The organism is Streptococcus sp. 2100 (assembly GCF_013276335.1).
In the GTDB taxonomy this organism is placed as follows: domain Bacteria; phylum Bacillota; class Bacilli; order Lactobacillales; family Streptococcaceae; genus Streptococcus; species Streptococcus pseudopneumoniae.
Map to the genome: position 1 here is coordinate 1 of NZ_VMKV01000058.1, position 14835 is coordinate 14835.

The 14835-nt window shown below is 35.8% G+C and carries 16 protein-coding genes and 3 pseudogenes; 14 read left to right on the forward strand and 5 right to left on the reverse strand.

Annotated elements, in window-relative coordinates:
- A partial coding sequence (locus HT669_RS08320; RefSeq protein WP_172924424.1) for an IS630 family transposase occupies window positions 1–581 on the forward strand: 581 nt, incomplete at its 5' end.
- A gap of 2 nt (window positions 582–583) precedes the next feature.
- On the opposite strand, the pseudogene HT669_RS08325 reads toward HT669_RS08320, so the two are convergent.
- Window positions 584–1000, reverse strand: a pseudogene (locus tag HT669_RS08325) (helix-turn-helix domain-containing protein); the annotation flags it as partial.
- A gap of 206 nt (window positions 1001–1206) precedes the next feature.
- On the opposite strand from HT669_RS08325, the gene HT669_RS08330 reads away from it, so the two are divergent.
- From HT669_RS08330 to HT669_RS08355, 6 genes are read left to right on the forward strand one after another with little or no spacing between them, the layout of a single operon-like run.
- Window positions 1207–1401, forward strand: coding sequence for a helix-turn-helix transcriptional regulator (locus HT669_RS08330; RefSeq protein WP_001082471.1), 195 nt, complete (start codon window positions 1207–1209; stop codon window positions 1399–1401).
- Between the two features lie 15 nt (window positions 1402–1416).
- Entirely contained in the window at window positions 1417–1959 is a 543-nt protein-coding gene (locus tag HT669_RS08335) for a DUF3278 domain-containing protein (protein WP_000712340.1), read from the forward strand.
- A gap of 10 nt (window positions 1960–1969) precedes the next feature.
- Window positions 1970–2212: a hypothetical protein gene (locus HT669_RS08340; protein ID WP_000712156.1), complete on the forward strand. Its 243-nt coding sequence runs from the start codon at window positions 1970–1972 to the stop codon at window positions 2210–2212.
- Between the two features lie 10 nt (window positions 2213–2222).
- Window positions 2223–2549: a hypothetical protein gene (locus HT669_RS08345; RefSeq protein ID WP_000839388.1), complete on the forward strand. Its 327-nt coding sequence runs from the start codon at window positions 2223–2225 to the stop codon at window positions 2547–2549.
- 26 nt (window positions 2550–2575) lie between these two features.
- On the forward strand, window positions 2576–3154 hold the full coding sequence (locus HT669_RS08350; protein WP_023941505.1) for a DUF3278 domain-containing protein: 579 nt from the start codon (window positions 2576–2578) through the stop codon (window positions 3152–3154).
- A complete protein-coding gene (locus tag HT669_RS08355) occupies window positions 3151–3627 on the forward strand; it encodes a glutathione peroxidase (protein WP_023941504.1) in 477 nt (158 codons plus the stop codon). The genes HT669_RS08350 and HT669_RS08355 overlap by 4 nt, the downstream gene beginning before the upstream one ends.
- A gap of 221 nt (window positions 3628–3848) precedes the next feature.
- Here the strand turns inward: HT669_RS08355 and HT669_RS08360 are convergent, their stop codons facing one another.
- Window positions 3849–6062 carry a TIM-barrel domain-containing protein gene (locus HT669_RS08360; protein ID WP_050208525.1) on the reverse strand — a complete coding sequence of 738 codons (2214 nt, stop codon included), beginning with the start codon at window positions 6060–6062 and terminating at the stop codon, window positions 3849–3851.
- A gap of 400 nt (window positions 6063–6462) precedes the next feature.
- Complete coding sequence (locus tag HT669_RS08365) at window positions 6463–6639, reverse strand: hypothetical protein (RefSeq protein ID WP_000050748.1); 177 nt, start codon at window positions 6637–6639, stop codon at window positions 6463–6465.
- Between the two features lie 404 nt (window positions 6640–7043).
- Here HT669_RS08365 and HT669_RS08370 point away from each other — a divergent pair, with 404 nt between their 5' ends.
- A complete protein-coding gene (locus HT669_RS08370) occupies window positions 7044–8252 on the forward strand; it encodes an ATP-binding protein (protein WP_050208523.1) in 1209 nt (402 codons plus the stop codon).
- Between the two features lie 462 nt (window positions 8253–8714).
- Here the strand turns inward: HT669_RS08370 and HT669_RS08375 are convergent, their stop codons facing one another.
- On the reverse strand, window positions 8715–9578 hold the full coding sequence (locus HT669_RS08375) for a helix-turn-helix transcriptional regulator (RefSeq protein WP_138705187.1): 864 nt from the start codon (window positions 9576–9578) through the stop codon (window positions 8715–8717).
- 183 nt (window positions 9579–9761) lie between these two features.
- Between HT669_RS08375 and HT669_RS11430 the strand changes: the two genes are divergently transcribed.
- The 6 genes and pseudogenes from HT669_RS11430 to HT669_RS11565 form a co-directional block, all read left to right on the forward strand.
- A complete protein-coding gene (locus HT669_RS11430; protein ID WP_001227862.1) occupies window positions 9762–9932 on the forward strand; it encodes a PhrA family quorum-sensing system peptide in 171 nt (56 codons plus the stop codon).
- A 164-nt stretch (window positions 9933–10096) separates the two neighbouring features.
- Entirely contained in the window at window positions 10097–10390 is a 294-nt protein-coding gene (locus tag HT669_RS08380) for a hypothetical protein (protein ID WP_101514659.1), read from the forward strand.
- 6 nt (window positions 10391–10396) lie between these two features.
- Window positions 10397–12598 carry an ABC transporter permease gene (locus HT669_RS08385; RefSeq protein WP_050971697.1) on the forward strand — a complete coding sequence of 734 codons (2202 nt, stop codon included), beginning with the start codon at window positions 10397–10399 and terminating at the stop codon, window positions 12596–12598.
- 4 nt (window positions 12599–12602) lie between these two features.
- Window positions 12603–13259 carry an ATP-binding cassette domain-containing protein gene (locus HT669_RS08390; RefSeq protein WP_050208512.1) on the forward strand — a complete coding sequence of 219 codons (657 nt, stop codon included), beginning with the start codon at window positions 12603–12605 and terminating at the stop codon, window positions 13257–13259.
- A gap of 113 nt (window positions 13260–13372) precedes the next feature.
- Window positions 13373–13669: a hypothetical protein gene (locus tag HT669_RS11560; RefSeq protein WP_007284909.1), complete on the forward strand. Its 297-nt coding sequence runs from the start codon at window positions 13373–13375 to the stop codon at window positions 13667–13669.
- 140 nt (window positions 13670–13809) lie between these two features.
- Window positions 13810–14619: pseudogene (locus HT669_RS11565) on the forward strand (hypothetical protein); the annotation flags it as partial.
- A gap of 77 nt (window positions 14620–14696) precedes the next feature.
- Here HT669_RS11565 and HT669_RS11570 read toward each other — a convergent pair.
- A pseudogene (locus HT669_RS11570) lies at window positions 14697–14835 on the reverse strand (IS66 family transposase); the annotation flags it as partial.

Consider the following 14835-nt stretch of genomic DNA (forward strand, 5'->3'; position numbering starts at 1 on the left):
AAATAAAATCTACATTCGAAACCTTAAGTAAGCGCTTTAAAGAAGAGGGGACTTATAACAAAGTACGTTTGATGTACCAAGATGAAGCTGGTTTCGGAAGAATCAGTAAGATGAGTTCTTGTTGGGCTCCTCAAGGAATCCGACCTAGCATTCCTAGTCATTATATGCGAGAATATCGCTATTGTTATGGGGCAGTAGATGCTCAGACAGGAGATTCCTTTTTCCTCATTGCTGGAGGATGCAATACTGAGTGGATCAATGAATTTCTAAGGCAAGTCTCACAAGCTTATCCAGATGACTATATTTTACTTGTCATGGATAATGCTATATGGCATAAATCAAATACCTTAGAGATTCCAAGTAATATTGAGTTGGCTTTTATCCCACCTTATACTCCAGAAATGAACCCTATTGAACAAGTATGGAAAGAAATTCGAAAACGAGGTTTCAAAAATAAGGCTTTCCAAACATTGGAAGCCGTCATTGATAAGCTTCAAGAAGTTATTCAAGGACTGGAAAAAAGCGTTTTAAAGTCCACTGTCAGCAGACAATGGACAAGGTTGCTTTTTGAAAATGATTGAGTATCATAATGCCCATTCTCCAAGCGAAGATTTATAGCTTCAGGCCGCTGTTCGATGGATTGACCAGCAGGTTTAAAGTTGGTGCTAGCCTGTTTCTTATCAAGCGAAAATTTTTGGTTATGATAGTGGAGAATCTTTTCCTTTAGTTCCTTGGTCAAGCTTGATTTCTTGACCGAGCGCTTGCGATTGTTTTCATAAGACTGTTGAGCATAGTCGGCAGAATAAACCTCTTTGAAGCACCCTTTTCCAAGACATTGTCGGACTGTCCCACGCTTGATTTCAGTGTGGATAGTTTGAGGAACTTTTCCAAGCAGAAAGGCAATTTCTCTATTTGATTTCCCTTCCTTTTTCCATCGTTCGATTAAGCGACGGTTATCGATTGTCAAATGTTTGGCTTTTGTAGTATAATGGTTTTGCATTTCTGTGCCTTTCTTGTGTTTGTGATTGAACAACAAGTATAACTCAGAGGTGTTTTCTTATGCCTAGAAGAGCTTTCATTTTAATGTGATAATCGGACAAGGAGACTACTATTTCTTCAAAAATATGTCAAAAATACTTGACACTTTATATTTAAAAGAATATAATATAGTCAAATATATACGACATAAATCAGAAAGGAGACCAGATGAATCGTGTGAAAGAATTTCGCAAGGAACTGGGCATTTCCCAGCTAGAACTAGCCAAGGATATCGGTGTCTCGAGACAGACCATCAATATGATTGAAAACGACAAGTACAATCCAACCTTGGAACTCTGTCTCAATCTCGCCCGCAGCCTCCAAACTGACCTCAACAGTCTCTTTTGGGAGGATAATTTTTAAAAAAGGAGCAAACTTATGAAAAAAGAAACCTTCACGGAAAAACTGATCAAACGCATTTATGGCATTTCAGGACCACTTGATGAACACAAACGACGCGAGGCTGATCGTATTGGCAATCAAGTCTTTATCATCCTCTTTTATCTGATGACATTTGGAAATCTCATCCCCTTTGTCCTCGCTTATAAATACCCACAAATTGTCGCTATCGGCTATCCTCTTGTGGTATTCGGCATTTCGATGATTTCTGCTCTCTATGTGCTCTCCCAAACCAAAAAAACAGGGATTACAGCTATTGATCCAGATATGCTGAGCGAGAAAGAAAGCAAGCAACTACACTACCCTGGTATGAAAGCAGGTCTACTCTATGGATTAATGAGTTTTTTTTCAACCCCTCTTCTCCATATACTGCTAGGTGAGAGTCAGGACTATCTTCAGTCTCTTCTCACTTTTAAAAATATTTTTTCAAGTATTCTCCAATCTTTCTTCTTCGGAGTGATTATACAAATTATCATCTCCCGTCGCATTGCAAAAGCCAAGAAAAATCAGGATAATGATTAGGAGGAAACTCATGAAAAAAGAACAGAAACAGTTACGTTATCCTGGTCTGAAAGCAGGTTCGATTTATGGAACAGTGATATTTTTTATAATTCCACTCATTGATACCCTAACAAGTGAAAATCCAAATTTTATCAGTTCTCTTCTAAATACAAAACATATTTTTAAAACTATACTGGGAGCTTTCTTTTTCGGGGTGATGATACATATTGTCGACTCACTTCGTATTGCAAGAGCTAAAAAAGACCAGGATTAGGAGGTGCCTTATGAAATCACTAGTAACTTTACTTACCTATCATCTTTTGTTCAGTTCCCTGCTCATCTTCATCATCGTTTCAGGGAACTTGCCAATCAGCGAGATATTCCTCGGGCTAGTCTTTATTCCAGCACTTAACAAAGGGCTAACTTATCTAAAGATTGACTCCCAAAAAACACGCATACTCAACTTAGCACTGTACTTTATGATTCTATCTTTACCACAACTGATGCTCATCTCAAGCGGTTGGAAATATTATTTACTGCTGACTATCGCTAGCCTTTCTTCTATCACTTATCTTTATTATCTCTATCAATTCGTAAAAGAAAGTCAGTAAAACCACTCATCTAGGAGATTACTAACATGAAAAAAGAAGACTTCACCACTCGCCTACTTCGAAATCTCTTTCATATCCAAGGCCCTTTTGATGAATGCCGGCAAGAGATTATCTACAAAGCCTGTGCCCGTTCCATGGTCCAAATCGTTTATTCTTCCTTCTTCCTCTTCTTGTTTTATCTGTTATTTGGACGCTTCATAGAAGCCGTTCGCTATGCCATGCCCTACGTTTACTCTGGACTCATTTTTTTCATTACTTTAAAAACTCAAAGAGTCGTCAAAGAACTCCAGCTGGAAAAAGATGACAAGTCAGAAATTGTCCTCAAAACCTACAGCAAAGGCCAAATCAAATTCCGAAGCTGGATTGTGTTTATCGGCCTTCAGATTGGCCTCTTTACCCTACTCATCTTTCATAAAGTCTTCGTTCAGCAGATGTCCTTTTCAGATTTTGGGAAGTTGCTCGTGCAATTCGATAAAAGTGTTCCTTTCCTAATGTATGGCCTGATTATCGGTAGCATTTTTGGAACCCTGACCTACGGCTTTCTATCCCTACAGGAGGAGAAAACTCCTAAAAATACCAAACAGAAGGAGAAAAGCAAGCAATGACTTCACTATACGATTTTTCAGTCTTGAACCAAGACAATCAAGAAACTCCACTAGATGCCTATCGTGGGAAAGTTCTCTTGGTTGTCAACACTGCTACTGGATGTGGTTTAACGCCCCAGTACCAGGGACTTCAAGAACTCTATGACCGCTATCAAGAACAAGGTTTTGAAATCTTAGACTTCCCTTGTAATCAGTTTATGGGACAAGCACCCGGCAGCTCAGAGGAAATCAACAGCTTCTGTAGCCTAAACTATCAAACCACCTTCCCACGTTTTGCCAAGATTAAGGTCAACGGCAAGGAGACAGACCCTCTCTATGTTTGGTTAACAGACCAAAAATCTGGCCCACTAGGAAAACGAATCGAATGGAATTTCGCTAAGTTTCTCATCGGCCGTGATGGGCAGGTCTTTGAGCGCTTTTCTTCAAAAACAGACCCCAAACAAATTGAAGAGGCGATACAAAAATTACTATAATTCACAATCTCACTATGATTAGGTTTCTTTTAGCCTGATGAATAGTGAGATTTTTTGATTGGCTTTGACTTAAATAGAAAAACACCCCATGATATGAAACATGAAGTGTTGTAAAGTCTATGTTGTAGGTGCTTATTTCACATTTTCAATGTGACCAATGATGACAAATTCCATACCGAAGCTTCATATACACTAAACAAATGACTTTCTAATTATTTCAATTAGTTTTGGCTAGTAAATATCATTTCCAACAAACGCCCTCTCAATTCCTCGTCCTGACGATGCAAGATATTCATTAAGTCATGAGAATTTTTGGCATTGATGAATTGATTTAACAATCTATCTTTTAATTCATATGGAAGAGAAGCCGTCTTTAGTAGTCTAAAAACTTCATCATTTAGGGGTGTCCTTTTATTATCTTTCCATTCAAATCTAGCTGTATCATTCTTATTTGGCAATTCAATGATAGACACATTCGTTCCTTTAAAATGAATTCTATGTTTTCTATTGTTTGGAACGATACTAGAATCTCCTTGTAATGCTAACTCTACCATTCCCATTTCCCAATCGATTGATAATCTTGTTTTATATCTTTGACCATTTTGATCTTCAAGCATTTCAAAAGAATGTTGTTTGCCTGGGAATACATACCAATCTACAACTTCAGGTAAATCAACACCCATACCTATCTCAGAACCAACCAAGGGAATGATTGCACCACTTTTTGCAAACACAGGCGTAGTCGAGATGTCCCTATAAACACTTAACTTCACACCACCTGTGTATTTTTTCTCTGAAAAGAAGTCATACCATTCACCTTCAGGGAACCATACATCTACTTTTGCAGATTGGAATGTCAAATCCATCTTTTCTACAATGGGAGCCACCATCAGTTCTGTTCCAAAAAAGTATTGGTTTGGAACATTATAGCTCTCATCATTCTCTGGATAGAAATAATACATTGGACTGATTAATGGGGCACCTTCCTCATGTGTCTTTACATTCATGGTATATAGATAAGGAATCATCTGATGTCTCAAACGAAGGTATTTCTTCATAATCTTAGATGTTGTTTCTGAAAAAAACCAAGGTTCTTTACTATTAAAAGGACTTCTAGAACTATGTAATCGAGTAATCGGACTAAAAACACCAAACTGTAGCCATCTAGTTTGTAGCTCTTCGTCATAATCCCCCAACATATGTCCACCGATATCATGACTCCACCAACTATAACCGATATTAGATGCTGTCGCTGTAAAATAAGGTTGAAATCTTAAGGAATTCCAACTAATAATGGTATCTCCTGAAAAACCAACAGGGTAGCGGTGACTACCAGGACCTGCATACCTTGATAAAATCAAGCCACCTTCTGCATTTTTACAACTATCCTGATAGTGATAATGGTTTAAAAGCCACAGTGGATCCAACATGCCTTGTGTCCCTTGTTGCCAGTCAATCCACCAAAAATCTACTCCCTGCTTTTCTAGCTCATAATGAACATCTTTAAAGTAGGCTTCTCTAAAAGAGGGATTAAAAAAATCAAAAATAGCAGGTTCCTCTAGTTCTACATTTAACCCCAATCGTTTTGCGACTTGAGGATAAGCTTCTTCATAAGCCCGTATACCATCAGCAGGATGGACATTTAAAGAGAGTTTTAACTTTCTATCATGAAGTTGTTGCAATAACTGTTCTGGATTTGGTATTAAGTTTTTATTCCAACTATATCCTGTCCAGCCACTTCCAAAACGTGCTGGAATTTCAGTTATATGCCAATCCATATCTAACACACCGATAGATAATGGAATTTTCTCTGTTTCAAATCTGTCTATTAAATTCAAATATTCATCTGACGTATATGGCCAATACCTACTCCACCAATTGCCTAAAGCATATCTTGGCAACAAGGGTGTTGAGCCAGTCAAATGGTAAAAGTCTCTGATTGCTCCTCTATAATCATGCCCATAGGCAAAGAAATAGAGGTCAATTTGATTGTCTCTCTCAATATAACCAGACTGTTCATCCCAAATAAATCCTTGAGAATCATCCAATAAGGCTATACCATTTCTGCTAATAATTCCATCTTCTAACGTGATTGCTCCATCTGCCTCATCCAGAGTCCGAGCTGTTCCTTTTAATGTTTCAATAGATTCACCAAAATACCAGCGACTACCATATACGGCAAAATTTCCTTTTAATTCTATAAATAGATTTTCGGCGTTAAATTCTCCCTTATTAAAGTGCAGATGAAAATAGTCCGTCATAATATCTAGTACGTTTGATGTCTCGATATAATCTAACGAAACTTGGCCAAAATCTCTATTATAGATAAGTTGTGTCGTTCTATCCTCAAAATTTCCAGTTCGAGAGTATTCTAACCTTACTAGCTTGTCTGTTAATACAGAGATTCGATAAAACTCTCCCTTAAAAATTTTCAATTTGTTTTCCTCCTTTTATGATAGCATAAAAACAGAACGCACCATTTTTGATGCGTTTTTCATTATTCTGAATGCAATGTTCTATCTGTTATATCTATGACAAATAATAGTCAATTGAAAAAATGTAGTGGACAAAATATCTTTTAACAAACCAAGAGTTTATTAAAGAGTTATCACTTTTCAACTTTTCTAAGCTTATGCAGTTGTGAAACAAACTACTTTTAAACTATTAACTAAGATAGGATTGATAAATAATTTCAAACTCTTACTAGCAATCATACGATATTCAAGCTCACATGCTTTTTTCCTTCCTGCTTATTTCTTAGAACTGAAGAACCCGGATCGGTATATAAATTATCCGGATCAACATAGTCATAAGATTCATAACAGTTGCGCTTCATTAAGTCATCCCCAGAGCAAGAGCTTCATCTCGTAATTTTTCAACATCACTAACCGTAGGTCGCCATCCTTCAATCATATTTGTACTTAAAGCATACCAAACACTCTTAAAAACGGATCTGTTTTCAAAAGCTATTCCCATGATTGTCATCTTTTCTTTATCTATATCTAAGGACATATGCTACCTCCTTTAGATACATTATACCATGTTTCTCTGTAGCTTTTAAAAATTTTATTTTGTTTGTCATATCTAAGTTTTCAGCACGCTTATCCTATTTATCCGAGAATAATTAAATATCTATCTCATAAACTAGCAGTAGTTGTTAGTAATAGACCATATACCCAACAATTTGTTCTGCCATGAGTTTTTCATTTCACTAATTTCTTAAATGCTTCTAAATGACTTGTTAACACAAATGATTCAACATCAACAAGTACAATTTCTTTTTCTATCTTGAAGATATTTAAATAGTTCCAGATATTATTTCTAAACAATTAGAAATAATCAAACAAATTAAATATTATTTCTAAATATTTGAAAATAATTACTGTTTGTATTATACTATCTTTGAGGTATCTATTATGAACTATATTAAAAGACCACATTATTTAGACTTTTTAAGAAGACATCGTGACCGCCAAATCATTAAGGTTGTGAGTGGAGTGAGGCGAGCTGGTAAATCTGTTCTCTTTCAACTCTATAAAGAGGAGTTACTAGCAGCTGGAGTAGACGAGGATCAAATCATATCCATCAATTTTGAGGATCTGAGTTATTATGACCTCCGACATTTCCAAACATTATACACTTATATAAAAGATCAATTAGTTAGCGAGAAAACATACTATATCTTTTTAGATGAAATTCAACATGTTGAAAAATTTGAACTAGTTGCAGATAGCCTATTCATCCTACCAAATGTTGACCTCTATTTGACTGGATCAAACGCCTACTTTATGAGTAGCCAATTAGCTACAAACTTGACTGGTCGGTATGTTGAGATAGAGGTTCTTCCTTTGTCATTTGAAGAATATCTATCAGGTCAATCTCTCACAGAGAATCTGAATACAACAGAAATTTTTAACAATTATCTCTTTAGTGCTTTCCCTTACTTATTGCAAACATCATCTTACGCTGAAAAAATTGACTATCTCAGAGGAATATATAACTCCATACTGTTAAATGATATTGTCACTAGATTGGGAAATCCAAATCCTACTATTATTGAGCGCATTGTCCGAACCCTACTCAGTAGTACAGGTAGCTTAATATCAACAAATAAGATTCGCAATACCCTAGTCAGCCAAAATGTTTCAATATCCCATAATACTTTGGAAAATTATTTGACAACTTTGACAGATAGTTTACTTTTTTATTCCGTTCCACGTTTTGATGTAAAAGGCAGAGCATTATTACAACGCTTAGAAAAATATTATCCCGTTGATTTAGGTTTACGACACCTCTTATTGCCAGACCACAAAGAAGACATTGGGCATATCTTGGAAAATATGGTGTATTTGGAATTGAGACGTAGATATTCACAAGTATATGTTGGTAATTTAGATAAATATGAGGTTGATTTTGTTGTTGTAACTGATCTTGGTCACTACGCTTATTATCAAGTCAGTGAAACAACACTTGCTCCTGAAACACTAGAAAGAGAACTTAGACCACTAGAAGCCATTAAAGATCAATTCCCCAAGTATCTATTAACAATGGATACGATTCAGCCAACAGCCAATTACAATGGAATTGAGAAGAAAAATATCATAGATTGGTTACTAGAAAAATAGATAAATATAAATCATACAGCTAACTAGATTTGTAACAGTCTGTTATCAATGATTCTACTCAACCCCTAACAAGATATAGTGAATTTAGAACACACTATATAGTACAGACACTTGAAAATAGAAATTGGGGATGAAAGGGGATCTATAATTTCTGGAAGTACTATCAAAAATTAATATCATAGTCTTATTAGAGAATAGCATCACCCACTTTCTCAAATAAGATTAAATTATAACTGAATTATAATGAAAAAGAGACTGAGCAATCAGTCTTTAAAACCCTAAAAAACGCATACTATCAGGTGTTGAATGAACTGCACCCGCATAGCGGGTGGTTTTTTTGTCTCGCACCTAACGGAGCGAGACGAACTAATAGTCACATAATCATAAGGCTGATAGTATTAATCTAACTATCAGCCTTACAGGCTATTTAATGTTTAAGTAACACTCCAATATCAAGATAAACTAAACAGCATCTAGTTCCTTCAAATAATTTTCTATCTTCATCAACATTAAAGGATTGTTATAAATCTTGCATAGCTCTCTTGCTTCTATATAATAATTTTTGACTTGTTCTTTGCCAAGGAATTGTGTTCCACAATTTCCAATGAGAACGAGCAGGGGAGCTAGTTGGTAACTTGTTTGCCTCTCTTTACAGAGTTCGATAGTCTCAAGAGCTTCTTGGATGGCTTCATTATATTTTTCCTTTGATACTAGGTAGTGAGCGTAGTTGTAACGAACTCTGATGTAGCCAAATAAAAACTCTTGATGCTCAAAATTTTTTGTCTGATATAACTCCATCAAATGAGAGTAGTTTGCCTCATATTCTTGTTCACGACCCACTAAGGAATAGAAATTAGATAGAGTATTCAAGGCCTTTAAATAAATCAGAGTATTTGAAGAGACTTTTAATAATATATTTTCCAATGACGAAATTGCCTCACACTTACTGTCGTATTGATAGAAGTCAATTATAGATTTAATCCATTCAAGGTAAGTTCGGTCTTCTAATGTTAGAAAAGTGCTTCGTTCTACCTCTATTTTATAAAGATATTCTAAATCGTCATAATTTCTGTCATCTAATAGGCGAGCAGATAGATGTTTGAAATTAGAGAGGTTAGACTTAACTTCGATTTGTTCATTGAAAAAGTAATCCAAAGGGACTTCAAGTCGTTGAGAGAGTTTGAATAACAAGTCTGCGGAGGGAATAAAATGACCTCTTTCAATTTTACTAATCTGGCTTTGTTCACAAATTCCTTCTGCAAGAGTTTGTTGGGAGAGTCTCAACTCTTTTCTTTTCAATCTGAATTTTTCTGCGAGTGTATTCATTAAAAATAATAAACCTTCCTATTTGCTTAATTTCATTATAAAATTTTTAGTTCAAAATAACAAGTTAAAGGAATAAATAATTCTTTATGGTAATAAACAAAAAAAAAAAGTTAAAAATTACATAAAAACACTTGACTAAATAAAATATATCTGTTAGAATAAAAAAGAAAGGGGTTTCATTGCATGAGAAAAAAACGTGGAATTAAAAAATTAGTTACATTTGCATTGCTAGGTGTTTTTATGTTTAGTAATACAATTCCTTACCAACAGTTTATTCAGAAGAATAAACAATTGGAGATTCGAGTGCAATCGCAAAAGAAGTCCAATGGTCTTGATGTTGGGAAGGCTGATTAGTTGATTAAATGATGAAAATACTATTAACTATATAGTATTTCTGTTTTATCTAATTTTTAATTAGAAAGAAGGGATTCCGATGTACTAGGGTATGATTTGTTGATATTTCTAAATGCAGTCATTGTTATTGTTAGATTTTAAGTGAAAGAAATGAGGGCTTTACGATGAAGAAAAGCATAAAAAAAATAATTACAACATCTTTACTTGCACTGACTTTATCTGGTGCAGGTGGTTCGATTGTTTCAGCTGCAACAGTTTGGTATAAAGGTACTGCAGTTTATTGGGATTATGGTCGTACTGCTGGCCTTTGGAGCTATTCAAATGTTCAGTCTAGTGTTTACGAACACTCAGCAACTGCTAACGGGGCATTCTCAGGCTGGCAATCACCTGGAGTAGAAGCACGTGTTTCTAAATTCATCGGAACTGCTACAGCTGAATGTTACTGGAATTGTAGGTAAGTACCTATGACATACAAAAACATGTTATTAGGTAAAATGAAATACTTAATCCTGTTTTTGATTGCCATCCAGAGTGTCTTACTTGCTCTGGTGGCAATTTTTTTAGCAGGTTTACAGTATCAACAGTCATGGCAGAGTTATAATCATCATTCCGAAACTGTAACAGTTTATCTTCAGAAGTTAACAGAAGAGCAATCACAAGATGTATTTAATTATTTTTTAGAACAGAGTGACTTGTCCATATGGACAAAACGTTCTGAAAGTAGTGATACAGGAGAAGGTCTAAATAGGATTTATATAGACATCCTTGGCAGCTCTGCTGGTTTTTCAGATTTTGAAAGTACGGGTAAAATAGTAGTCTCACAACAACAATTTGCAGATTTATTATCTCATAGTGATAATAGTATGACTATTGGACTTGACAAAGGCTCAAATAATATGCTTTACGAGCTTCCAGATTTATTATTTAGCACACCTGTAGTCATTGAACGATTAGATTATACTTTTCAAAACACTAATACGATCAATGGGATATACCATATCAATGGTCTCCACGATGCTGTCTCAAGAGATAACTTTCTGTTGCATCTTTCAAAGATGTCAGGTATTTCTGTTGAGGATTTGACAAAAGAAAGTTTTGGAAGTAGTACTGATCAGGGAATTTGGGGAATAATACTTGCTATCAGCATCTTAGTAAATGCCTTCATTTTACTGATTCTATTCTTAATCTGTGTTCTTCAATCCTTTAAACATTTCGGAACATTGATTCTTTTAGGATGGGATAGAAAAGAATTATGGTCTGCTTTTTTCAAAAATTCTCTACTATTTTCAATCTACATTATTCCAATTATCTCTTTATGTAGTTGGTTGTTGTCAGGCTGGTCTAGTTTTGGTTTATCATCGTTTATTCTAGTTTTTGCTGGAGTCAGCCTCTCAATCTTGTTGCTACTATTGATATTCATTATTCCAACGATTATTGTTTATTCGGTTTCTCCATTAGCCGCAATTCATAAACGATTACCAATGAAGCCTTTAATGGTAACCTGCTTGTTATTCTATACCTTGGTAGCTGGTTTGTTAATCGCAGTCAGTTACTCTTTAGATGCTCCAATGAATCAGTTTATTGATAATATGAAAGTATCTAGAGAGTGGAAGAATGTTGAAGATATGTACGTTATATCCAGTTTTGTTGAGGGAGATGATGTAGGTACATATGCAGGAACTACAAATTCCCTTGAGCATACTATGTATAACTTTTACCAGCGTATATCTGAGCTTCCAGGTGTCTATATTGCCAAAGGACAATTTCTTAATCAGGAGTCCCTTGATGCAGTCTATGGGACATACCAGCATGTCCCTAAAAAACCATTTTGGTATTTGAAATTCTCCTATAATTACCTGCAAGACCTAGGTATTCCCCTAAGTGATGAAGAGTTGCTAGAGATGAGGAATGGTACTCGACTTTATCTTCTACCTAACACGCTCAATACAGAAGAACTTGAGGTGATGAAGGCGTATTTACAGGAAAGTGTCACTGTAAAACCGGGAGATTTACAAACTAATTTCACAGAAAATCAGAAATTTATGTTCAAGGTTTACCAACCGTCTCGACCAATATTTACTTGGTCAGATTCTATTTCTTATGGTACAACTAGTGAGAATCCAGTTATTTTTGTCTCAACACCAGAGAATTTATATTTCATGGAGTCGGCAAACTTAGTTGTCAGTGGCTATAATGGTCTTTTGAAGATTCGTGATAGGGAAACGATGGAACAGGTAGTGTCCGTTTTAGAAACAGAATTTCCAGATTTAATGGATAATCGGTTGAGTTTTACAACTGTCAAGAACTTTATCAATGGTCTTCAAAAAGATCTGAGTTATACATTTTATCTTTTCGGCACGATCATAGCGATTATCATCATTACGATGATGGCTATTTTCTGGAGTTTTGTCTTAATGTACCGCTTGTTATTTGAAGAAAAATTGTATGTCCAATACTTTATGGGATTCTCACCATGGAAAAGATATATTGGTGTGCTTTCTCTCATTATTAGTTTTTCTGTGATGGAACTAATCGTTTCTATCTTGGTGGGTTCTAAGTTGGGAATAGTCATGACACTAGCTACATTTGCTTTTCAGATAATGCTTCTTTACTTCAGTTTGTTCCGTAAAGAAGGAGAGAGTATCATACAATCATTTAAGGAGTAATCTCATGTCTAGAATTTCAGTACAAAATGTATCAAAACAATTTGGTTCAAGAGAAATTTTCAAAGACTTAAGCTTTGATATTGAGGAAAATGAATTTGTAGCTTTAGTAGGACCTTCTGGTTCTGGAAAATCGACTATCCTCAATATGATTGGACTATTGGATACTGTTGACAGTGGTAAAATCCTAATCAACGGAAAAGTTTTGCCTAAGGTAAATTCGCAATCAGCAGTTCATTATCGAAGGAATGTCATCAACTATCTTTTTCAATCCAATGCACTCATTTCTACATCTAGTGTGAAAGATAACCTGATGCTTGCCATGACTTTTTCGAATTTCTCTAGACAGGAGAAAGAGCAGAGAATCAAGGAAACGCTAGAATTTGTTGGTCTACAAAATCGGTTAAATAGTAAAGTCAATGAATTATCGGGAGGTGAACAGCAGAGAATTGCGATTGTGAGAGCTATTTTAAAGCCCGGAGATATTGTCCTAGCAGATGAACCAACCGGATCGTTAGATCCTGAAATGTCTCAAAAAGCATTCGATTTGATTCGAACTTTGAGAGATCAATTTAGTAAAACAATTTTGGTTGTTACGCATAACATGGAGCAAGCACGGCAATGTGATAGGATTATTTCACTGGAGTCAGTTCTTGTAAATTAACTCAACCATTATTAGCACTTGATACGGTTACTTCTATCAATAGTTTAGTAAGCTTGTTAGTTTATAGAGGGCAGGGGTATTTCTGCCCTCTGTTTTAGAATAAGGAATGCACTATGAAAAAATTATTTATACTCATATCCAACCTGCTTGCTAGTTTGTTCTTTGTTTGGGTATTTACCATTTGGACTGATACATATGTCTCCCGTTACTACCCCAACGTTGTTGTACGTGATTCTTCCCCTGAAACAACTTTTCAGCATATTGCTACACGCTTGGAAAAACTAGCAGAAGAAACGGATAGCTTTATTGCGATTCAACACCAAGATCCTAACTCAGAAGGTACTACAGTTTTTTCTTATACGACCTTTGGGGACGGAAAGTTGCCTGATGGGCTTCAGGAAAAAAACTAGAAGATGCTCAAAGTAGTAGTGTTGAAACAAACTATTTTGTATTCGGTGGACACCTAGATATTCACTTGCTAAGGGAGGAGCTAAGTCAACTTGGCTTGACTAACATGCACCTGACAATTCCATCTAAACTATCTACGTTAATGGCTATCTTTAGTAACGGATTTCAGTTAATCAGTCTATTGATTTTCATCTTAACCTTTGTAGCACTGACTTTAATTAGTCAAATTAGCCAATTACGGTCGTCGGGCATTCGCCTCATTTCAGGAGAGAAACGGTGGTCCATTTTCCTTAGACCAGTTGGTGAGGATTTGAAAGGGATAGCTGTTGGTTTCAGTTTAGCTGGCTTGCTCGCCATTCTTATGCAAAAAATTCTGTCGCTTCCAACGCAATCCCTAATGACCATAGGAGAAGGCTTGCTCAGTTATAATCTCATCTTGTTGTCGATCTCCCTGTTTTTCGCTCAACTCTTCGCAGTTGGGATAAAAAAGATACACCTGATGCAGATTATAAAAGGGCAAGTGCCTGTCAGAGGAATCATTAGTTTGATTTTAATCGGTCAACTATTAGCGATTATTATTGTAACGCTGGGAATAGGGAGTAGCTTAAAGTATTCCCAAGCCTGGCAACAGCATCGGATTGGACAAGAGGCTTGGAGCCAGGAAAGGCAACTGATTACCCTATCAATCAGCCGTGAAGGAACGAGTCCTGGTTTTGATGAACAAGCTCAAAGGAAACTCAGAACTTGGTATCAATTGATGGATCTGGCTGTTTCAGAACAAAAGGCTTTCTTATCTAGACACCAGTTAATTGACCGTACTTTGCAAAATGGCATGGCTTCCTCCAAAAACTTTATAACCTCTACAGAATGGCACGATTACAACCCGAATGGCAATGTCCTTATCGTCACACCGCAATACTTGGAGCGTCAAAACATTCCTGTAGATACAACGTAACCGCCCAATAACGAAGTATATTGAAAAATCTCCAGACTAGAGAACTCACGGATAGTTCCTAATCTGGAGATTTCTTATTTGCACTTTTCTTGTACAACTTTAGTCCATGGTAAATAAGCCTCTAAAACCTCTTTGTTTACGAGAGTTTCCTCGTTTGGAAGACATTCTAGAAGATAGGATAGATATTTTTCACTATTTAGTTGATGACGTTTA